This is a genomic window from Microcoleus sp. T3_B1 (genome assembly GCF_036700445.1).
In the GTDB taxonomy this organism is placed as follows: domain Bacteria; phylum Cyanobacteriota; class Cyanobacteriia; order Cyanobacteriales; family Microcoleaceae; genus Microcoleus.
Genome location: NZ_JAUBOX010000109.1, coordinates 1 through 20,630, shown reverse-complemented (window position 1 = coordinate 20,630; position 20,630 = coordinate 1). Strand labels below are relative to the sequence as shown.

The 20,630-nt window shown below is 45.0% G+C and carries 16 protein-coding genes; 6 read left to right on the top strand and 10 right to left on the bottom strand.

Annotated features, from left to right (window positions below; all coding sequences use genetic code 11):
- Positions 1-155: 155 nt before the first annotated feature.
- The 3 genes from QT990_RS32600 to QT990_RS32590 all read left to right on the top strand — a co-directional run bounded on the left by QT990_RS32600 (position 156) and on the right by QT990_RS32590 (position 5,763).
- Positions 156-4,286: a response regulator gene (locus QT990_RS32600; RefSeq protein ID WP_333466238.1), complete on the top strand. Its 4,131-nt coding sequence runs from the start codon at positions 156-158 to the stop codon at positions 4,284-4,286.
- A gap of 13 nt (positions 4,287-4,299) precedes the next feature.
- Positions 4,300-5,259: a PleD family two-component system response regulator gene (locus QT990_RS32595; protein ID WP_333466237.1), complete on the top strand. Its 960-nt coding sequence runs from the start codon at positions 4,300-4,302 to the stop codon at positions 5,257-5,259.
- A 99-nt stretch (positions 5,260-5,358) separates the two neighbouring features.
- Positions 5,359-5,763 (top strand): hemerythrin family protein, encoded by a 405-nt coding sequence (locus QT990_RS32590; protein ID WP_333466236.1) that lies wholly within the window; start codon positions 5,359-5,361, stop codon positions 5,761-5,763.
- A 502-nt stretch (positions 5,764-6,265) separates the two neighbouring features.
- Here QT990_RS32590 and QT990_RS32585 read toward each other — a convergent pair.
- The 4 genes from QT990_RS32585 to QT990_RS32570 all read right to left on the bottom strand — a co-directional run bounded on the left by QT990_RS32585 (position 6,266) and on the right by QT990_RS32570 (position 8,194).
- Complete coding sequence (locus QT990_RS32585) at positions 6,266-6,814, bottom strand: RNA-guided endonuclease TnpB family protein (protein ID WP_333466235.1); 549 nt, start codon at positions 6,812-6,814, stop codon at positions 6,266-6,268.
- Between the two features lie 25 nt (positions 6,815-6,839).
- On the bottom strand, positions 6,840-7,289 hold the full coding sequence (locus tag QT990_RS32580; RefSeq protein ID WP_333466234.1) for a helix-turn-helix domain-containing protein: 450 nt from the start codon (positions 7,287-7,289) through the stop codon (positions 6,840-6,842).
- Positions 7,290-7,352: 63 nt separating this feature from the next.
- Entirely contained in the window at positions 7,353-8,003 is a 651-nt protein-coding gene (locus QT990_RS32575) for an IS607 family transposase (protein WP_333466233.1), read from the bottom strand.
- 62 nt (positions 8,004-8,065) lie between these two features.
- The gene (locus tag QT990_RS32570) at positions 8,066-8,194 is read right to left on the bottom strand and encodes a hypothetical protein (protein ID WP_333466232.1); all 129 of its coding nucleotides are present in this window, start codon (positions 8,192-8,194) and stop codon (positions 8,066-8,068) included.
- Positions 8,195-8,685: 491 nt separating this feature from the next.
- On the opposite strand from QT990_RS32570, the gene QT990_RS32565 reads away from it, so the two are divergent.
- Together QT990_RS32565 and QT990_RS32560 are read left to right on the top strand one after the other, a co-directional pair.
- Positions 8,686-9,276, top strand: a complete 591-nt coding sequence (locus QT990_RS32565) for a ParA family protein (RefSeq protein ID WP_172193365.1) — start codon at positions 8,686-8,688, stop codon at positions 9,274-9,276.
- Positions 9,273-9,518, top strand: coding sequence for a CopG family transcriptional regulator (locus tag QT990_RS32560; protein ID WP_333466231.1), 246 nt, complete (start codon positions 9,273-9,275; stop codon positions 9,516-9,518). The genes QT990_RS32565 and QT990_RS32560 overlap by 4 nt, the downstream gene beginning before the upstream one ends.
- A gap of 575 nt (positions 9,519-10,093) precedes the next feature.
- On the opposite strand, the gene QT990_RS32555 is transcribed toward QT990_RS32560, so the two are convergent.
- The 6 genes from QT990_RS32555 to QT990_RS32530 form a co-directional block, all read right to left on the bottom strand.
- A complete protein-coding gene (locus QT990_RS32555) occupies positions 10,094-12,862 on the bottom strand; it encodes a pPIWI_RE module domain-containing protein (protein ID WP_333466230.1) in 2,769 nt (922 codons plus the stop codon).
- On the bottom strand, positions 12,846-16,115 hold the full coding sequence (locus QT990_RS32550; RefSeq protein ID WP_333466229.1) for a pPIWI_RE_Z domain-containing protein: 3,270 nt from the start codon (positions 16,113-16,115) through the stop codon (positions 12,846-12,848). Before QT990_RS32550 ends, QT990_RS32555 begins: the two co-directional genes overlap by 17 nt.
- A complete protein-coding gene (locus QT990_RS32545) occupies positions 16,102-17,283 on the bottom strand; it encodes a restriction endonuclease-related protein (RefSeq protein ID WP_333466228.1) in 1,182 nt (393 codons plus the stop codon). Before QT990_RS32545 ends, QT990_RS32550 begins: the two co-directional genes overlap by 14 nt.
- Positions 17,284-17,718: 435 nt before the next feature.
- Complete coding sequence (locus QT990_RS32540) at positions 17,719-18,447, bottom strand: hypothetical protein (protein ID WP_333436393.1); 729 nt, start codon at positions 18,445-18,447, stop codon at positions 17,719-17,721.
- Positions 18,448-18,483: 36 nt separating this feature from the next.
- Positions 18,484-19,245, bottom strand: a complete 762-nt coding sequence (locus QT990_RS32535) for a DNA-binding protein (RefSeq protein ID WP_333466227.1) — start codon at positions 19,243-19,245, stop codon at positions 18,484-18,486.
- 9 nt (positions 19,246-19,254) lie between these two features.
- Positions 19,255-19,821 carry a hypothetical protein gene (locus QT990_RS32530; RefSeq protein WP_333315556.1) on the bottom strand — a complete coding sequence of 189 codons (567 nt, stop codon included), beginning with the start codon at positions 19,819-19,821 and terminating at the stop codon, positions 19,255-19,257.
- 192 nt (positions 19,822-20,013) lie between these two features.
- Between QT990_RS32530 and QT990_RS32525 the strand changes: the two genes are divergently transcribed.
- Positions 20,014-20,340, top strand: a complete 327-nt coding sequence (locus tag QT990_RS32525) for a hypothetical protein (protein ID WP_333315554.1) — start codon at positions 20,014-20,016, stop codon at positions 20,338-20,340.
- Positions 20,341-20,630 lie beyond the last annotated feature (290 nt).

Sequence of the window (20,630 nt, the reverse complement as noted above, 5' to 3'; positions counted from 1 at the left end):
TCATCTTTATTTAACGATTTTACTAGCTTTTTCATTTTATCTCTTTTTTGACACATTTGCCAAAGTGAGATGCACCCCTACTGGCTATGGGCTGCCAGCTATTTAATCTTGAGTTTGGTATTTTGGCGCGGGTACAAAATAGCCGGTATGAAGTGATGGTTGCTCGTTCGCCCAATGATGTCCTAAAGAAAGGTGATACCTTTGATGTTAAACAGACCCCCTGCTGGGAAGTTTTGGATACAGATGACCCTCTCACGATTGAGCATAAAGCAGCTTCCAAGTGGCATGACCATCCCGCCTATACTGCATTCAAGATGGAGTCTTACATTGGAACGCGAGTTTTAGTTGGAGGTCAAGTTTACAGTACCCTCAGCTTCTCTAGTCCTGCTCCTCGTGAAGAAAAATTCAAATCTGCTCATAAAGAACTGCTCAAGCTAATGGCGCAGTGGATCGGGAGCGAGATCGAGCGCTATCAAGCAGAGGAAGCCTTACAAAAGGAACGAGAATTCCTCAAAGTTCTGCTTGACAATGTGGGAGCAGGGATTGTGGCTTGTAATGCTGAAGGCGTTTTGACGCTTTCCAACCGAACTATACAGGAGTGGCACAGTTTACCCGAACAACTGATTGCAGCAGAACAATGGGCGCACCAGTACGATCTCTATCAGCCTGATGGTAAAACTCTTATGCAAAAGGAGGATATTCCACTTTTCCGAGCGTTGCAAGGAGAGCGAGTCCATGATGTGGAAATGGTGATTGTGCCAAAGCATGATGGGTTAGCACGCACGTTGATAGGAAGTGGACAAGCCATTATTGATGCTCAAGGGAGAAAGGTAGGCGCGGTTTGTGTCTTCCACGATATTAGCGAGCGCAAACGGGCAGAAGTTGCATTAGAGAAAGAGCTTTCGCGGAGTCAAACGCTGTTCAATACTTCAATGGACGGTGTTGTTGTCCTCAATCATCAAGGGGATGTGGTACAAGCTAGCCCAAGTTTTGCCCAGATGATTGGTTACACCTTAGAGGAAACCCTAACTCTAAATATCGCTGATTGGAATGCTCAGTGGACACGGGAAGAACTACAACTTTTACAGGGTAAAAAGGCTCAACTTCCTCTACTTGAGACACGACATCGCCGTAGGGATGGTTCGCTATATGATGTAGAAATTAGCTGGAGCCGTGTGGAATTAGACGGTCAGATATTGCACTTTTGTATTAGCCGGGATATTAGCGAGCGCAAACAGTTACAAGAGGAGATTAAGTCACGAGAGCAGTTGTTAAACGCTTTCTTTAAAGCAGCTTCCCTTGCTGGGATAGGACTGTGCATTCACGATCAACAGTTTCGTTTTCTGCAAATCAATGAGGCTATGGCTGAAATTAATGGCTGCCCCGTTGAGTCTCATTTAGGCAAGACAACCAATGATGTTCTGCCGGCACTTGCACCTAATATTAATGCGCTTTTACAGCACGTAATTACTACCGGACAGCCTCTAGTCGATTTGGAAATGAATGGAGAAGTACCGAGTCAGCCCGGTATTGAACGGCACTGGCTAACCTATCACTTCCCGATTGCAAACCAAGAAGGGCTTTGTACAGCAGTCGGTGCTATGGTGGTCGAAATTACTGATCGCAAGCGGGCTGAAGAAGCACTACAGCGACAGCTTCGGCAAATTCTTCTGCTCAAACGGATCACTCAAGAAATTCGTCAAAGCCTCGACGCCCAACAAATTTTTGAAACGGCGGCCCTTCAAATTGGTCAAGCATTCGGAGCGAGTCGTTGCTTGATTCGCACTTATATTAATACTCCAACTCCTCAATTCCCCATAGTTGCAGAGTATTTAGCGCCAGGCTGTGGCTCAAGTAGAGAACGCGACCTTTTAACAGCCGATTCTGCTTATGCAGAACACATAATGGCACAAGATCAAGCGATTGTGTCACCTGATGTATACCTTGACCCGTTACTTATTTCAGTTAAATCAATTTGTCGCAGTCTTGAATTGAAATCTAAGTTAGCGGTGCGTACCTCTTATCAAGGAGAACCGAATGGTTGCATCAGCTTGCATCAGTGCGATCGCTTCCGCCAGTGGACAAACGATGAAATTGAGTTATTGGAATCAGTGGCCGCTCAAGTAGGAATTGCTCTAGCGCAAGCTAGGTTACTGGAGCAAGAAATTCAACAGCGGAAAGAATTAACCCTGAAGAACTTTGCCCTGGAGCAGGCTAAACGAGAAGCTGAATCTGCCAATCGAGCGAAAAGCGAGTTCTTGGCAATGATGAGCCATGAAATCCGCACACCAATGAATGCAGTAATCGGGATGACCGGCTTGCTGCTAGATACAGAACTCAACCCAAAACAGCAAGACTTTATCGAGACGATTCGTACTAGCGGGGATGCCCTTCTGAGCATCATCAATGACATTCTTGATTTCTCCAAAATTGAATCCGGCAAGCTAGATTTAGAAATGCATCCTTTTAATTTGAGGCACTGCATCGAAGGCGCGATCGACCTGCTGGCAGCTAAAGCAGGAGAAAAAGGAATTGAGTTAGGCTACCTGATCGCCCCTAAAACTCCTAGCGTCATTTTGGGGGATGTGACCCGCCTGCGCCAAATTCTGGTGAATCTGCTTAGTAACGCCATTAAGTTCACCGAGGCTGGAGAAGTCATCGTTTCAGTCAAAGCATTTGCGGTCGATGCCTCAAAAACAATTTTTAGTTCACAAGCGGCTGTTTACAAGATTCAGTTTGCTGTTCAGGATACAGGGATTGGTGTTCCTGTAGATCGTCTCCATCGCTTGTTCAAGTCCTTCAGCCAAGGTGATGCTTCGACTACCCGCCATTATGGGGGTACTGGCTTAGGACTTGCTATCAGTAAGCGACTGAGTGAAATGATGGGCGGCACGATGTGGGTAGAAAGCCAAGGTAACTTAGGGGGAAGCCCTCCCCCGGAATGGCAAGCTCCTACAAATCACCAGACAACTCCATCAGGCTCAACGTTCTTTTTTACACTCGTTGCTCCATCTGCTGATGATTCAGGGTTAGTAGAACTGATTGAACTATTACCAGAACTATCTGGAAAACGCCTATTAATCGTGGATGACAACCCAACTAATCGACAAATTCTGACCTTGCAAGCCGAAATTTGGGGAATGATTATTAGTGCCGCCCAATCAGGCAATGAAGCATTGAGTTGGATTCATCAAGGAAAGAGTTTTGATATTGCCATTCTAGATATGCAAATGCCAGAAATGGATGGCGTAACTCTAGCAGCAAAAATTCATCAGCACCCTAATTGCTGTCGTTTGCCTCTAGTAATGTTAACTTCAATGGGTAAATTAAACGTTGATTCTGAGGTAGGCACCACTCATTTTACAGATTGTCTTAGCAAACCTGTCAAGCAATCTCAACTTTACGAGGTGTTGACCCATGCACTGCAAGCGAAACCGATAAAACCATACGATCACGCCTCCAATGCTTTACCCCCGGATAGTAAGTTGGCAGAGACACTGCCGTTACGGATTCTTCTAGCTGAAGATCATTTAGTGAACCAAAAGGTGGCGCTGCTGATATTAGAACGAATGGGGTATCGGGCAGATGTTGCTGCCAATGGTCTAGAAGTTCTGCAAGCTCTACATCGTCAACCGTATGATGTGGTCTTAATGGATGTGCAGATGCCAGAAATGGACGGTTTAGAAGCGAGCCGTTGTATTTGCCAGGAATGGCAGGCTGATTCACGTCCACTCATTATTGCAATGACGGCTAATGCGATGCAGGGCGATCGCGAAGAATGCCTTGCCGCCGGCATGGATTGGTACATCAGCAAACCTGTTCGGATTGAAGAACTGGAAGCCGCCCTCCGCAAATACGAATTTCGCAACAAGGCTGAGAACTCAGTTGAAAATTCTGCACCATATGTCTCTACTCCTAACTCACTCTTTGCTCAAGCTGTTTCTCTGCCGGTTCTTGATTTGCAAGTTTTAAAGTCTTTACGAGATATGGTAAATGGAAATCAGTCTGCTTTCGCAGCACTAATCAACTGTTATCTGGCAGAAGCCCCTAAGTTAGTTCAAGCAATCGTTGACGCTGGTAGTACCGCAGATGCCAATGCCCTCCGGCAAGCCACCCATCGCTTAAAATCCAGCAGCGCTTCGCTTGGCGCAACCAGTTTGGCAGAACTCTGCAAAGAGTTAGAAATTTGTGGACGCCAGGAAAATCTGACGGAAATAAGCGAAAAGGTAGCACGAGTTCAAATTGAATACAACTTAGTTCAAGCCGCTTTACAAGAATTCAATTAAAAAGATGAACACAATGGTATTTTCCAACGAAACTCCTCTGATTTTAGTGGTTGATGATGAGCCTTTTATTCGTATGCAGCTTCGACTATCTTTAGAACAGGAAGGGTACCACGTTGCAGAAGCGCAAGATGGTAGAGAAGCGCTCGCTGCCTTTGAGCAACTACAACCAGATATTGTTTTGCTGGATGCATTAATGCCGGAAATTAATGGTTTTGAATGTTGTACCCAATTAAAAATGCTTCCCAATGGAAAAAACACTCCAATTCTGATGATCACTGGACTGGATGATCGGGAATCTGTTGATTCTGCTTTTGAAGTGGGAGCCGCAGACTATGTTACCAAGCCGATTCATTGGGCAGTGTTGCGGCAGCGCGTGCGGCGGTTAATTCATGAATCGCAAATTCAGCAACAATTAGAAGCTAGTAACCGTGCGTTGCAGCAGCTTGCTTCAATTGATAGTTTAACTGAAATCGCGAATCGTCGTCGTTTTGATGAATACCTAAAGCAGGAGAAACAACGAATAATACGAGCACAGTTTGCTACTTCTAGAGGTAATCCAATCCTACTTTCTCTTATTTTGGGCGACATTGATTACTTCAAGTTTTACAACGACACTTATGGGCATAAAGCAGGTGATTACTGTCTTTACCAGGTAGCTCAAGCAATTTCGAGTGTTGTTAATCGCCCAATGGATTTAGTAGCTCGCTACGGTGGTGAGGAGTTTGTGGTTTTACTGCCTGAAACTGATGCAGCAGGAGCCGCTCATATTGCAGAGCAAATTTGCACTCAAGTGCGAGCCTTAGAAGTTCCTCATCTTCGCTATTCACAAGGGTATATTACTATCAGTGCTGGCGTTGCCACCATAAACGCTTGTTTTGAAGATGGAATGAATAACTTAGTTGCAATTGCAGACCAAGCCCTTTATCGAGCAAAACAAAAAAGCCGTAATTGCTTTTGCACCAAGGTAAAGTAAGAAAATATCACAGTAAAATCGTAGCTTTGAATTGAAAATTAAAATAGAATTATTAGCTACCAATCCTTCATTAAATTCAACATTAATTGGGAGAAATTTATGCCACTCGTAATTTGGAACGATTCACTCGCTATCGGTATTCCAGAAATTGATCATCAACATAAACAATTGATCGAACAGCTCAATGCCTTAGTAGACGCAATGCATACCAATCGCGGAAAGGAAGAAATTAATAGAATTGTTCAGTTTTTAGATTTATATGTGGGGCAGCACTTCTACTTTGAAGAGCGGTGTATGCACAGATACAAGTGTCCAGTTGCATCTGACAATGAAGCAGCACATTCTAAGTTTATGAAAACGCTTGTAGAAGTGAAAGACGAGTTACGTAAGAATGGTTCTAGCTTATCTTTGGCGATTAAAGTCAATGAGCAGCTACTAGATTGGTTCGTTAACCACATAAAAAAAATTGATCGTGAACTCAAACCTTGCATGAATAAATTGTAGAAAGTGCAACTATTTCAGAGAACTTCATGTAACTGGAGTTTAGACTAAAAAATTGGCTCAGTTAGTGAGTGAGTCAGAAACAGCTTTGGAGTTAGTTAAATCCCAGTGATTGAAAATCTACTTTTCGATGTTTTTGAAAGCGACCCTTGCCTTTTTTCACCGCAGGGTAATGAGTTTTAGGAGGGCGTTTTTGACCGGGGCAGCAACCAGGGGATTTTCCGGGTCTTTTGGGAGCGATCGTCGGAGTTCCAATCTTGACCAAAAGTGGAAACAAGATTTCTTGCTCTGACAAACCCTGACAGGCTCGAACCCTCCCCACTCGTTAGGGAAACTAACTGAATGGAAACAAGCACTGCATAGCCTTACTCCCATCCCAGTCCACCCGGCTCTTCCTCACTCAAGGTGTTAAGGATCAATTGCTGCCATACAAATACTAGACAAGTCTAGACATTTGTTTCTTACTTCATCGGGAGCATGGGAGCGGCTATCCCTCGGTAAGCTTTCACGATTTGGCCAAACGCGATAAATTAACTGCGGCGTTCAAATCCCTGTCCATCGAATGCCCGCAACTTCCGCAGTTATAAGTTCTTTCTTTAAGTGGCATATCTTGGATGTGTCCGCAATTTGAACAAGTTTTGCTTGACGGAAACCAGCGACTAGCGATGATTATCTCACAACCAAACTTTTTCGCTTTATATTCTAACTGACGCTTAAATTCGTAAAACCCACAGTCAGCTATAACTTGAGCGAGTTTGTGGTTAGACAGCAGCCCAGAAACATTTAAATCTTCTACTACTATCGTTGCGTGGTTTTTGCATAAGTAAGTAGTGATTTGATGAAGAGTATTTTTTCTGAGATTTGCTATCTTAGCGTGATGTTTCGCTAATTGAATTTGGGCTTTATACCTATTACTAGAGCCTTTGGTCTTTCTTGATAACTCCTTTGATAACCTACGCAACTTACTGAGATGCGCTTTATAGTGTTTTGGGTTAGGAAACACTACGCCCGTTGAGAGTGTTGCTAATTCCTTAACTCCTAAATCAACCCCCACAACATCGTGTTGCTTTACAGTCGGTTCATGTTCTTGTACGCATCGCAAAAGCAATAAACCAACTGTCAGCAGTGCGCGAAATAGTGATTGACTTACAGGTTGTGTGAGGCAATCCTTCATAGGTTTTTACCCAGCCAATTGTTGGCAGCTTTGTTGACGTACCGCCCACAGTTATAGGCTTCCCACCTGCGTCAATTGTGAAAGAATCATGATGCCCCTTCTTCTTGAACTTGGGATAACCACCTTTTTTTGAGAAAAAACGAGAGAAAGAATCTCCTAGATTGTCAAAGGCATATTGGGTGATTTTCTGGCAGATGCCTGCCTCTTTAATCCACGTAAACTCAGGTTTTACATGATTGTTAAAGAATTTTTTGAGGAGGTATTTGTTGGGCTTCAGTCCATCTTGATAAAGGTTACTCCAAGTAGCCAAGCCCCAATTGTAAGTAAACCTCGCTATTCCAGCGTGCTTGCTCATTATTGTGGCTTGACTTTTGCTTAGCTTTAACTTTGTTTTGATGGACAGAAGCATTGTTCGACCTCAACACTGTATTTCTTTGTTGCCTGAGTTTGACACATCTTGTCCGGGCTTGTCAATAGCATTTTTTAAGTTATCTTTGATTTTTTTGGAGTAATTTCGTAGTCCGTATAGACGGCAGGAGAAACAGTGAATTATAGCCATTAAATCTTCCACTAATTCCTGTTGAGGAGATAACGACTCCTGATTGGCGACGACGACTTCACATCCAACCGATGTAGCAAGTTCCTGAATGAACTCAAAGGCAAAACGGCACATTCTATCCTTGTGTGCAATTACTATGGTTGATATTTCGCCTTTAAGCATTGACAACATAATTGCTAGAAATTTTTTCCTTTTGAAGTTCAGTCCGCTGCCAATCTCTGATATCCAGTCATCGACGACCAACCCTCTACCTAGACAGAAAGCTTCCATTGCCAGCATCTGATTTTTTAGTTCGGCCTTTTGTCCGCTAGAAGAAACTCGACAGTAGACAATGACCTTCCTGTTGACTTCTGTGGGTCTGAGTCCACTGGCTATTAGAAGGTCGTCTTCTGTGTAGAATCGATGACCTGACAAGGTGCGTTTGGCTGGTAGCTTCCCTGTTGCGTCCCAACGCTGGAGGGTTTTCACCGAAAGTCCAAGCTTTTTTGCAAATTCGTGGGGTTTAAACATGGTACATTTGTCGTAGTTTGTCTATAACTGTACCATTTTGTTTATTTAATCGCTAGCTAGGGTCAAGCTCTGGCAAGGCAACTAAACACCAGATTCGAGATGCCGATCGTCCAACAAAACTTCAATGTTTGCATTTGCGCGTTGCCGTCGATCGCGGCTGGTGTGGCATCCAATGCACGCGCCGCATTCATTCCCAGTCAAAGAGTGCCTGGAGACGAACGTAGGGGTATAGCCGAGATACGGGCAAAATAGGACGTGACATTGAGAAACGTAACAAATAAGCCCCTACGTAGCTTTCGAGGAAGCTTGCAAGCACAAAAGCATCCTAAATTAGCTGACTGTTCAACCAAGTTTGAGAAGGCAGAGTATTGCTTATACTCTGCCTCCGTACAGACCCAAACAGCGGAAATCTTTTACTGCTAAGCATTTCAGGCTTTACTACTTCAAGTCATTTTGTCTTCTGTTTACAAAACTTTACGTCGTGTCCTATTTTGCGCGTATCTCGGCTATACCCCAACGTAATGGAGATTTAAGGAGAGGAGGCGATTGCTCTGGCTAAGCTCCTGAGCGTAAAGAATATGGATGGCTTTGTCTAGACATTCAAACATCTAAACATTCAATCGTCTAGACATTCAGATGTTTAACGTGTAAAATCTAGTTGATGAACTCAGCAGGCTTACCTATGATTGTGACAATCGCCTCATTTAAAGGGGGAGTCGGGAAGACAACCACCGCGCTGCACTTAGCGGCTTACTTGCAAACCAAAGCACCCGCTTTGTTGGTAGATGGCGACCTCAACCGCAGTGCCTTAGATTGGGCGGCTCGCGGTTCTCTCCCGTTCAAAGTAGTCGATGAAAAGCAAGGCGTGCGATATGCCAGGGATTACGAACACATCGTCATCGACACGCCGGCGCGACCAACCCCAGAAGACCTGAAAACTCTAGCAGAAGGGTGCGATTTGCTGATATTGCCCAGCTCTCCCGATGCTATGGCCCTGAGCGCTATGCTGCAAATGGTGGAGGCTCTGTATTCGCTCCAGTCTAATTACCGCATCCTGCTTACGGTCATCCCGCCCGCTCCGAGTAAAGTCGGGGCTGAATCTCGGGCAACAATCGAAAAAGCAGGATTGCCTATTTTCAAATCTGATATCAGGAGGCTGGCGGTATTTCAAAAAGCTGCCCTCGCTGGGGTTCCTGTAAACGCTATCAAAGACCCTTATGCTAAAGCTGCTTGGGGGTGCTACACCGCTGTTGGAAAGGAGATACTGCCATGAGCCGCTTTGATGATTTACTGAAAGCCAAGAAACTCAAGCCCGGTGAACCTGACTTTTCTCCCAGTGTGGCGCTATCTAAAAGCAAAGACCCCAACTTTGTTCGTACTACCGTTTACCTGCCAAAACAACTGCACCGCCAACTTAAATCCGCAGCAGCGCAATCAGGTCAGGAAATGAGCGAGCTAGTGGAAAAGTCTGTGGTTCAATACCTCCAACAGTTTAATCCTGACGACAGTCTTTAAACATTTAGATGTTTGAATGTTTGAACATTTGAGTTGACTCCCCCTGTAAAAACTCGAAACTGTCTCGCCCTGCAATTCCAGATTCCTTTTGAGCCTTCCGCACTAACAATCTACCTGTTGGGGATTATGGTGTTCGATCGCGACAACCCAGGCTAATCAGAACCCACAACTCATCTCTGTTTTCAGTCGAGCGATCGAAAAGTTCGACCCCAACGGGAAAGCCATCAGCTTAGATGCTTGAATGTTCAGACACTTGAATGTTTGAACATCTAGATAGCTCAACGCACAGAATCCCGTAGTGTTAGGCGGTTGCTGCATTCAGTCGGTTTAGTGTCGGGCTGCTGGTAAGCTTGGGATTGACGTGAGAATGAGGGCGGCAGACTGTGAAGAAATTGTGGCAGCGGGGGGCGATCACCAAAACGGAGCCCCGACCGCACGCCACTGTTCGGCTCTACCCCATTTAATCCGGTCTCTGCTGCATAATTACGGTCTGGTTGCGTTTAATCCGTTCTGAGGTTCGGCCTCGGTTACGTTTAATCCGGTCTCGCAAAAACCCCGATCGCAGTTCGCTAAAGTTAAGGCTCGCGAATAGCTTGAATCGGTCGGTAATCATTGAGTCCAGCAGCAAGATGAAGTGGGCCAGGTAATGTTGTAGCACCCAGATAATGAATCAATCCGTAAAGTCGCAGACATTGAACGAAACTTGCCCAATCGCTAAAGCAATCCCCTTCTTGAAGAGTAAGGTTGAGGAAAACGCCGCGGGGATTGTATCCTTGTGCGTAGGGTTTTGGCTTCTTCAGTTCTCCCATATTCTCACCTCTTGTTTTTGCCATGGGTATTAATTTACTCTGCTGAAGAATACCACCACTGCGAGACTCTGGACGCTGATTGCTCAAGTAGTAGTATCCGCATTCAGCATTCTGAGACGAGGGATAAAAAACACCTGCGGTGTGTCCTGCTAATTTATTCCCTTCATCGCAAACGCGATAGAGAGGGACTTCTGATGTATTGGGTGAAATGATACCCGCTATACGAACGTGAGGATACTTTGAAAGAGGGATGAAAGTCATGTTTTTACCTGTCTCCAGGTTTTCACCTATCCCCATAATTTCACCTGTATCAAAAGCAAGAAGGTGCTTGTGCCAGAACTTTTTCTGAAGGAATATTAGCCCCTTCGTGCGAACATTCGCAGCATCAAAGCAAAATAACGTTGGTCCTTTGCACTCGGGGAACAAAATGTTAAACACCCAAGATTGAATATTGTTCTTATTGAAATCAAAAGGGTGGAAGTCTTTAGACCCTGATGCCATTTTTACTTGAAAAGTGTGAAAATCCAGCCACTCGTTTAACCCATAAGCTTTGGCAGTAACACCTGTCTTATCCATCCGCACTGCCACCGGGAGATATTTGGTTTTTTCACCTTGGTAGTAAGGGATTACATAGACACCTATACTGGCAACATCCTGGGGAAAATTTTTGGCGTCAAAATGGGGATAAACATAAGCGCCAGCCATTGACAAACCGCTAAGTAGCGTAGCTTCCAAGCGATAGGCGAACTCACTTTTAAGTGACTTCGCTTTAGATGTTTTATCTTCCTCCTTTACAGCCTCCTTTACAGCCTCCTTTGCAGCCTCCTTTGCAGCTTCCCTTGCAGCTTCCTTTGCAGCTTCCCTTTGCACAAGCTCACTGTTTAAATCTTCTGTAGTTAGAAAATCACTGGTATCCTCTTCATCTTTGGGTTCAAAGTGATCTGTAACGCTGCCCAACATTGCCAAGGCAGGCCGAAAGCAAGGTTTTGGATCTTTAGAAGCATCTCGCCAAAAATGATCTTTGGGAAGGATTTCGACTAAGGTAACTGTTTTTGTATTTTCGGTTGAAAGGGAGAGCTTCTTTTGGAAGTCTTTAATTCTACTCGAACAGTTAGCAGACCAACTGTTCCCTAATAGTTCTGCACCAAGAGATCCAAGTTCTCGGACAACTACATTACTAATGCCGTACTTTTTTGCAAGTGGAAATATCAGTTTCTCAGATGGCGTGTCTTGTGCTAACAACAGTAGCTTGAGATTAGGCGGGATATAGAAGGGTGGAGTTTTAGGTTCTTCAGCAAAGTGTGACTTGATAAATTTTTCCACCTTTTTGTATTCAGAAGCCGCTTTTGTAAGGGCTTTCCTGTTTTCGCAACGCGAGTAAGTTTCTATCAAAGAAAAGCCGCCCTCAAAAACCTTCTCAAATCGCTTCAGGCAGGCTTGAAGAAAAATCTCATGGTCGATAGGGAACCACCCGACATCTGTATTATGCGATCGCGACATGATATTGCTGTAAGTAACGGCCCAGACAAGTCCATCATTTTTACAGGCAAGTTCATCATTTTTACAAGGAATTTGAATTACATCTTGAGCAGTAAATTTATCTCGAAAATTAAGTTCCTTGACTAAACGCGCAAGATTGCTTTCAAAGTCTATTCCTTTCTCCTTGCCCATATACTTCAATTTACAGGCAGCAAATCTTGTAGATTTCGTAGGTTTGATGCAGACTGTTGCACCTGAACGCAGATATGTAAATTCCCAACTCACCCACCGCTTAATACCACAATCACAAATGATGTATGGTTCTCCACCTGTACTGTAATGTAGAACAAATGTCAAGCGGTATGAGTAGTAATGTGTTGTTGTCTCCTTTTCTTCGCTGTCTTTCTTTTTGCGAGTTTTAACGGCTAGCATTGGAGGCCAGCTAATGACTTCTTTAGCACCAGATTCTGCCGAGACAATTTCGCAAAATTTTACTTTTTCAAATTCTTCATTCGTTCTAGGATTAATCAAAGCAAGAGGACTTCTGGCTACTTCACTTGCTAAAAAATAAGGAATCAAATCATAGTACAAAGAGTCAATTTTTAAGCTGACATCCTTAATTTCCCACACCGGAGTGGGAAGTTGCACTTTTTCGATTTGCAAGTCGCTACCAGAGATAGCATGAATTTTAGCAATGTCATCGTCTGTTAAAAAATTGCACTTCTCAAAGGAGACGTTCAGCCAGGTTTTGACAGCAGTAGCAATACAGGCAGTGTCTATATTGTCAGCCTTGAAATACAGCCAGTTGGCTGTAGATTTTAATCGGAACGCATTTGGAGAAGAGAACAAAATGCCGTCAACCAACAGTTGAAGGGCTTGGTTGAGAGATTCTACTGGTGGCAAGACATAATTTTTCCCCAGCTTAATTTGTTGCAACCGATTAAATAGTTCCTTCCAGTTTTGGGGAACAGTCAGCGCATACAAATCAAACGGGAGCGAGATTTGGGTGGGGACTTGCAACGCAAACAGTTGGATTGGGTTAGATTTTGATGCCATCGATTTTCTCCAATGCACGATAAAAAGGTTCGTAGAGCGATCGCACGAGAGCAAGTTCCCGTGCGTCAAAAGCTGTTCTTGTCTTGCCAAAGTAGGGACGAAGAACATACTCAAATCCCTTGAGTAAGGATTCTTGTTCGGTTTCTGGTTTGTTAACAGCAAGATTGGGTGCCCAGGCGGCATCAATAAACCGAACGAGCGTTGGTTGATTGCCACGAATGGTACGGGCAATTGCCTGCCACGTCAGCACCATTTGGCTCCAAATTAGCCCTTCTCGGACATCTTTCTCTAATCCTTTGTGGGAATATTGCAACACAGTATCGAGACTCTTGAGAAACAAGCGATAACCTTCACTTTTCCAAGTCAAAGCAGCCTCGTGGAGTTTCCCCTCTCTTTCTTGAGCCATTGCCTTTCTTTCTCTGCACAATGCCAAGCGAAATTTATAATCGAGGTCGTCAGCAGAAGGATGAGGACGAACTAAAAAGTAAGCTCCTCCAAAAGCACTCAACCCTTGCTCGTTGAGAATATTTTTACCCCGCCCAATTGCTGCTATTGGTGCAATCAGAATAGCTCGATTCGTTTGAGCAAAATTTTCCACATTGCCACGCGGAATTAAAGATTCATCTATTTCCTCAAGGGGCGATCTAGCTGTCAAAGCTGCAACCCGCTTGTTCCATTCTCCAAGACTATCAATCGTTAAAATTGCCTTGTAAACAAAGTCAACTTGTTCGTAACTGTTGACATACCAAATCAAACGCTTTCGACCGACCGGGAGAGCATCAAAATCGCGTTGCATTAAGTCAGTTTGACGCAACAGCGATCGCACAATTTGTAACAGTGATTCTTCTTTAGCATCCACCCCAGAAATGCGAACGGGTTTTCCATCAGCCCAATAACAAGGAGAAAAGTAGAAACTACTTTGAGAAATAGCTTCTGTGGCACTGCGTTCTTTCGGACGGAGGAGGTAATCAACTTGGCAACTAATATGATCCACAGGGCTTTGAGGAGCTACGCTTGTACCGGAAAGTAACAAAGCGTGTGCGCCAGAAGTTCCTTCCAAAGCAAACACCTGGGAGAAATTTTCTAAAAGCCAGCGTCCTTGTCCCAAAGCTTGAAAATACCAAAGAGTCAATTGATTTGTCTGCCGTTCTAATTTGAATCCGCAAACTAAACCCGATGCTAATCCTGGTACTAATCCATAAAAATCACGGGGAATGCGATTAAAGAAAACAACATCCTGGGCGCTATCGGCTTGTTCGCCCAGCCCATAAGCTGTAGTGACTGCCTGCTGAAAAAACCAGACGAAGAGTACCAGTTTGAGAAATAAGGCAAATCGACAGCTAAATCCCCATCGATCTTTTACTGTTTTTAACCAACCTTGCTCGGTCAGTTTTTTCTGAATCAGGGAAAGCGTGACCTGCTGTTCTTGATAGTTTTCTTTAGCTAACCTCATAGCATATTCAGCTAGCCAAGAGCTTTTCCAATCACCCCGAAGAAACTCAGCTAATTCTTGGTGAACCGGGTTTTTATCGAGAATAAACGTGATCTCGTCAGTGTCAATTCCTTGAGATTTAGCTATTTCTAAGACAAAATCTCTTGCCAAGGACGAGCAAGTAAAAAACTGACGCTTGGCTAACCATTCGCTCTCATCAGGTGATAGTTGCAACTGGGTGCAGATGTTATCGACTAGAGTATCGGCATTTTGGATAGCGTGATTGAATTGTCCGAATATTACTTGTCGCAAATCATTTCGGGAGTTGCGGAGTTTCTGCGATCGCGTCCAAGTTACGATTTGGTCGAGAAAACCATTACTTCCCCTTTCTATAAGTTTGATAGCTGGTAGAAAAGTAGAGTCTAAATTAGCTTGAATTTTGTCGCATTCGTCAAAAAACACAACGCTGCAAGTACGATACATCAATTCGTAATAATTAATTGATTGCGGACTGACGTGAGGTAAAGGGCGAGTAAAAATAGCGGCAGCTACGGTGGTCAAAATTACCTGAGCATCTGCTAGTTGATTGGCATCTAAATGTCTGGGACATTGCCCGATTAAAGGACAGATTCTTTCATAGTCGGCTTGATTACTACCTTGATTACTGCCTCGATCGCTACTTTGATTACTACCTCGATCGCTACTTTGATTGCTACCTTGATTGCTACCTTGATTGCTATCTCGCTCCTCTCTAATTGGTCTTAAATCAAAGCAAGGAGGCGATGGGGGAACTGAAGGTTGAAAATAACTGCTTAAAGGACAAGCTGTTGACAAGTGTTCAAAACCATCTAGTCCGCCACTGACACTATGCCAGTTTTCTAGATGAGCTTTTCGATTCCTTTGACCGATGACAACTGACACCCGCACTCCGGCTTTTTCCAAAAGTGTCGCCATTCTCAAACAGGTGACAACTTCGTTAAAGACCGCGCCAACTCGGTGTCCTTTCTTTATTAGTGCTACGGTTAGGATTTCAATGAGTGTGGATTTGCCAGCATTGAGTAGTCCAACTAGATGTTTTACTCCATCGAACACGAGCGTATCAGTAGCAGCAAACCCCATTTCTTGGAATTGTTCGAGAATGATTTTTTGTAAGTGTTCCTTTCTATATTTGTCATCGCTGAAGAGGTCTAAAAGATCTGCTGCTGACTCCATTTCTGCTCGCGTAACGGAGATCGCTTCTTTATGTTCGCGGTGCAAGGAGATATTATGACCCTCGTAGCGGGGAAAATCTTGGGGAATTCTGACACTGTAAGCAGATTCTTGAGACCGAAACGAATATTCCTTACCAGATTCGGCGTATTTAACGGTTCGAGTGCGATACTTCAGTTTATTGCTCAGCAAGTCCTCAAAGCGCTCGAAACGGTTGCCCCAGACGGCAGGCATGGGTTTACGAGAGAACCGATAAGCATCATCAATCTCATAACCTCGATACTTGGAAGGAATCTGTCTGTATGCCCTGACCGACTGCTCTACAGTATCCTCGTTTGATAAGTAGTGCAGGAGTTGCCTCAAATTGAACAGCGTTCTTTTTGCTTCTGCCGTGTTCGTTAAAGCTATCAAGGGCGGAAACAAATAAAATCGACTGGAGATGAGCAACCAAACAGAAGTAGCCGTATCGAGTTCTGATTGAAGACCGAGCTTTTCAACGGCAAACAGAGCAAATTCCACATCGAGCAAGGCTTCAATTTGGTCTCTCGGGAGGTTGGCTTGTTTTTGTAGTGTGGCGATCGCTCCAGTTCGCCAAGATCTAGTGTCTCTCATGTTCTCTCTTCCTTTTTTTAGTGCGAGAGGTAGTTTTTGAGGGGGACGTGTTGCTGTCATCTGTAGGCGGCGTCCCCGTCATCCGTTGCACGGGAAATTTCTCTAATTTCTTTTTGGCTAAGGCGAAAATAGCATCATCAAAAACTGGTTTTACATCCTGAGTTCGCCAGCGTGATTTAAGTTCTTTGAGATAAGCCGGACGATCTTTCTTGCGTTCGTTGGGAATGACAATATAGGCTTCATCCCAAGGCGGATCTTTGGGAATGGGCTCGTCGCCCAGGCGCTTTACTAATAGGTAGGGATTAAAGTAATCTTTGAGATCCAGCGCCCAAACTTTGCCGTCAGGAAACGTTACCCGCAAGTCGTAGCGGTCTCTCTCTGGGTAAAGCTCAACCTGTAGCCCTAGTTCTGTTAATTTGTCGTACAGTCGAATTTCTGCTCGCCCTGGGTAAAACCAAAAGCGTTCGATGCCGCGTTTGAGTTTGAGAGAATCGCTCTCAAGCTTGACTTTTTTCTTGAGTCTCCGCCCAGGCGGACAGCGATTGCAGTTGGGATTGGCGATGGCTTGTCCCCTACTATCTACTGCACTCAGTGCGTGACAGTAGGGGCAGGCATAGAAGTTTCCCTCCAACTGGTAGCACAGGGGCACCCCAACGTAGCACTCCTCTAGCAAGTCCGACAGTCCAATCCCCAGTCCGAAGTCGCCTTTAGCCTCTATTAGCTCCCGATCTGACAAAACAGGATGCTCGACAATAAACCTGCGGAACTTTGTATAAATTTGCGCCCCTTGTGAGTGCGCTTGGCACCGTTGCAGCAAGATAGTTGCTATTCTGGACTGCTCTTGAGAAAGGGTGCTTCCACCAAAGGCTTCTGCCAGCTCGATGGTTAGCTCCGTCGGTTCTCCAAAGAACAGCAATGTATCTGAGCCATCGAGTTCTCCGTCAACTTCTACTCCCCATTCTTCAAAAGGCTTTTCGCACCAATTCTGGTAAAACTCCGGCACGCTCGCTGGGGCCGAGCGTGACTTGTCTGCCAGTAAAAACACCAAAACAACCTTGTCGTAACCCAGTTGCAGGTCGAGAGGGTAAGGATAAAGCCTCCCCTGACGCTGAGAAATCTGGATTAGACCTGCGGAAATCTGCTCTAGTGTGGGTAGTCCGAGCTTCACCGAGTTTACTACCTTAAAATATACGTTTTTTATAAGTATAACTTGTTTTTTGCGGTTTGGATATGGAAATATCTAAAAAATTTGAGATTGTAACGCGACTTTGAAATCCTTGCTGCTACTTAAACACTCCTGGTTCGCATAGTGGCGGCCTACGAATTGGTACTCTCCTGACGCTCATCCCCCATGCAGGCATTGAGCCGCTAGCCCTGTCAAGCTGCGAGCGACGTATTTACGTCATTCTAGGTGTTCGCGATCGGCGAACAAGCAAGATTTATTCTCTCGCGAGTAAGGAAAAGAATCAGATCGATCCCAAGGTGGCAAACAAATGGAAGGTATTTGAGATCCCCTTCACCACCAGCCACGCGGGTTGACATTGAGCCGGGATACACGGCTCAATTTTACACGGATCTCGGCTTAATGCCGATAACGCTTGCACTACATAATTCCGACACCAGGTTTGATATCGCAAATAGCAACCTGAATCACCCAAATGCCAGCCAATTCTTTTGCGACTTCCCCCGCCGTTGGCTTTAACAATTCCACTTTCTCCACTTTCAGGGGAATGCCTGCCCATTCGGAGCATTTGCAGTTTTCGGGAAGAATTTGGCCGGACATCTTTCTCAAATCAGCATTGGTATCAGATAAGGTGTCTTGGATTACCCAATCGCGCCTAGCTGGCATTTTGTCTAAGTCCTCGGGGCGAATCTGCATCAGAACTAAAATGTCTTTTGGCGCGTCTTCCGATTGACAATAGTTGCGATTGAGCGTGTTGTAAAACAAGTTTTCAATATCGCTTGGACAGTGATAGCGTTCAGTTTCAAAGCGAATAGAGTAATCGCGCATTTCGGCTAACAGTTTTTCTGAGTTATGTAACAGTTGCTCTAAATTCTGTGACTGTTGTTCTAGCTTGTGCACAGAAAGACTGGGCGAAGAAAGCTGCGCCTCTGACTTGTTTGTTAATTCCATCTGCCGTTCGAGCTTTTGCCCCAAACTTTCGTCCGCATCCCCTAACACTTTTTGTCTTTGGCTGGAAGTTCTCTGAAGACTGTTCAAAAAGTCGCCTATTAAGGTGAGCAATTCTTGTTCTGTCTCCTTGAATAGTCCATTTTTTTTCTGGATAGCATGGAGCTTTTTAATTAATTTTTGCAACTGATCTTCGTTCACGGTTACTCCTCCTGAGTTTCAGCAATAACCTCACATTCAAAGTATTGTAGCTCCAGTAGCAGCCAGTTCCGAAAAAATAGGTTGATACAGCGAACTAGAAAACGGTTGAAAACCTCCCCCTCCCTGAACAGCCAAGTGACCAAGTAATCGGAACGCTTGCGGTGCCGGCGACAAATTGACTTGCTCAACCACAATTTGTACCCTTTCATGGTCCTGGTACAGCCTCAAAAAATCAGAGTCCACCAAATACTTAGGACAATTGCCAACTCGACAGCCATCGACTGTTGATAGCGATAAAATGCGGCGAATATAGTCATTTTCAATATGCTCAATTTCAACTGCTCGCAACAAATCGCCAGGCTGTAATCTGTCAATTAGACTTAAGGCTTTTTGAGGTAAATGTTGCAATTCGCGGGCAAAGAAATGGAAGTGGGATCGCCCATCCTCATCCACTTCTGGAGGGGGAAACACTTCCAACCGATCCGTTACCCGCTGTCCGCCACTACGAGATAGTAAAAACATGGAGTCATTCTCAGATTGGGAGAGATTTAACCAGCGCAAAAAATCTGGATAATCGGGGCGAGAGGGGCGCAGCAGCCGATTGGAAAAAACCGAAAATAATTCGGGTGATTCGTACACTTTGTCCCAGTCGGGAAACGACCACAAAGGTTTAAAACCGCATTGCCGTTGTGCTACTATTGCCCCAGCCGTGTAAGCGAATTGGTAGCTATTTCCATCGCTCGTCAGCCGACCGATAGGGAACCAAGCGTGACGAAAGTAGTTCGTTCCAAGCAACAAATAAAGTATTCAACGGAGTTCCTCCAGCAGTAAAAGCAGCCGACGCTGGTTAATTTCTAATATCTGTTGAGCAAAAGCAATTGCTGCCTCTGAAATACGTTCCCTTGGAATTCGTTCAAATAGAGCTAGCGTATCAGCAGCCGACACTGCCCCCAGGCGTTCTTGCCACACTCTAGCTGCCTGGGGGTGCCGTTGTGCTGCTGCTTGAAAGACATCAAGAGGAGACAGGGCTTTTTTGTCCCCCACAAGAGCATAGAACGCAGACCTGCATTTAGCTGCATAGGCAGCCACAGCGTTGTCGCCCGGCCGTTCGAGCCGCTTGGAGTCTAGCAGTTCTCTACCGAGGCTGGATGCGTGGTCGTAGGTGGGAGCGAGATGCGCTATCACCTGGGGCGTTTGAATTCCTCTTACTTCGACAAATCCCCAGTTTTCGTGGTGGCGGTCTGTGTTGCCAATCCAAGCATCTAACATTAGGTATCCAACAAAAGTGTCCGCTGCCGTGGCGATACCGTCCAAGCGGCGTCCAGTTGAGGGGCTGTTCCACTGCGCTGTTGCTGATGGTATCCAGCACGGCATTGAGGGTGTGTTGCGACACGTTAAAGGCTTGAAATCGGGGATAGTCTGGCACTATGGGAGCTAAAATATCGTTGCCGGGGATCAGAGTACCTGCCGAGGGCACGAAGGATGGAGAAACAGTGCCGTTCGCGCTGTTCCAGATTGCCAGTTCAATAGTGGCGCTGGGCAATCCGAGCAATCCGCACAGTTCTGATGCTATCTTTTCTGCCCAAGCTTCGCCTGTATTGGGGCGAGATTGTTTGTACAGGCACCGACCTAGTTCTGGGTGGTAAAACCAAAACTTGGGCTTGGTTCCCATCGCCGGGCGTATCGGAGGCGGCGTCTGTTGGAACAGCGATGATGGGAAATGATGTTGTTGGCACTTGTCCGCTCGATTCCGTTTTGAAAAACTTACCCAAACCTACCCAAGTCTCGACTTTCGCTGCACATACAGCTTTCGCGAAAATTGCGGTGCATCCGGCTATCGCCGTTACTCCTAAAAAATTAAGTCGCGAGCGTGGTCAGGGAATAAATCTTTAGCCGACTGTCAAGCTTTATCAGACAACAACTGTTTAGCCGATTGCAAAGCGCGAGTCCGACAACAGCAATTTATGCAACTGCCAAGGCTGACATAACGGCTGCTGCACTGCCGATTTTCTGGCACTTCGGAAATTTGATTTTTTATTCAATTTACTATACCGTAACTTGACTATTAAGTCAATTCACTTGTTGTTAAAAACGCTAAAAAATTAGGGCGTTGCTGAATCAAGGTATGAATACCCCAGGAATGGGAATATCGTCAAACTTCAAGTAATGTATTAATAACTTAA

Excerpts from the sequence above, each read along its gene's own strand:
- QT990_RS32600 (WP_333466238.1), top strand. The coding sequence starts at position 156 with ATGGTTGCTCGTTCGCCCAATGATGTCCTAAAGAAAGGTGATACCTTT.
- QT990_RS32595 (WP_333466237.1), top strand. The coding sequence starts at position 4,300 with ATGGTATTTTCCAACGAAACTCCTCTGATTTTAGTGGTTGATGATGAG.
- QT990_RS32590 (WP_333466236.1), top strand. The coding sequence starts at position 5,359 with ATGCCACTCGTAATTTGGAACGATTCACTCGCTATCGGTATTCCAGAA.
- QT990_RS32580 (WP_333466234.1), bottom strand. The coding sequence starts at position 7,289 with ATGAGCAAGCACGCTGGAATAGCGAGGTTTACTTACAATTGGGGCTTG.
- QT990_RS32575 (WP_333466233.1), bottom strand. The coding sequence starts at position 8,003 with ATGTTTAAACCCCACGAATTTGCAAAAAAGCTTGGACTTTCGGTGAAA.
- QT990_RS32570 (WP_333466232.1), bottom strand. The coding sequence starts at position 8,194 with ATGAATGCGGCGCGTGCATTGGATGCCACACCAGCCGCGATCGACGGC.
- QT990_RS32565 (WP_172193365.1), top strand. The coding sequence starts at position 8,686 with ATGATTGTGACAATCGCCTCATTTAAAGGGGGAGTCGGGAAGACAACC.
- QT990_RS32560 (WP_333466231.1), top strand. The coding sequence starts at position 9,273 with ATGAGCCGCTTTGATGATTTACTGAAAGCCAAGAAACTCAAGCCCGGT.
- QT990_RS32555 (WP_333466230.1), bottom strand. The coding sequence starts at position 12,862 with ATGGCATCAAAATCTAACCCAATCCAACTGTTTGCGTTGCAAGTCCCC.
- QT990_RS32550 (WP_333466229.1), bottom strand. The coding sequence starts at position 16,115 with ATGAGAGACACTAGATCTTGGCGAACTGGAGCGATCGCCACACTACAA.
- QT990_RS32530 (WP_333315556.1), bottom strand. The coding sequence starts at position 19,821 with ATGCCGTGCTGGATACCATCAGCAACAGCGCAGTGGAACAGCCCCTCA.
- QT990_RS32525 (WP_333315554.1), top strand. The coding sequence starts at position 20,014 with ATGCTATCTTTTCTGCCCAAGCTTCGCCTGTATTGGGGCGAGATTGTT.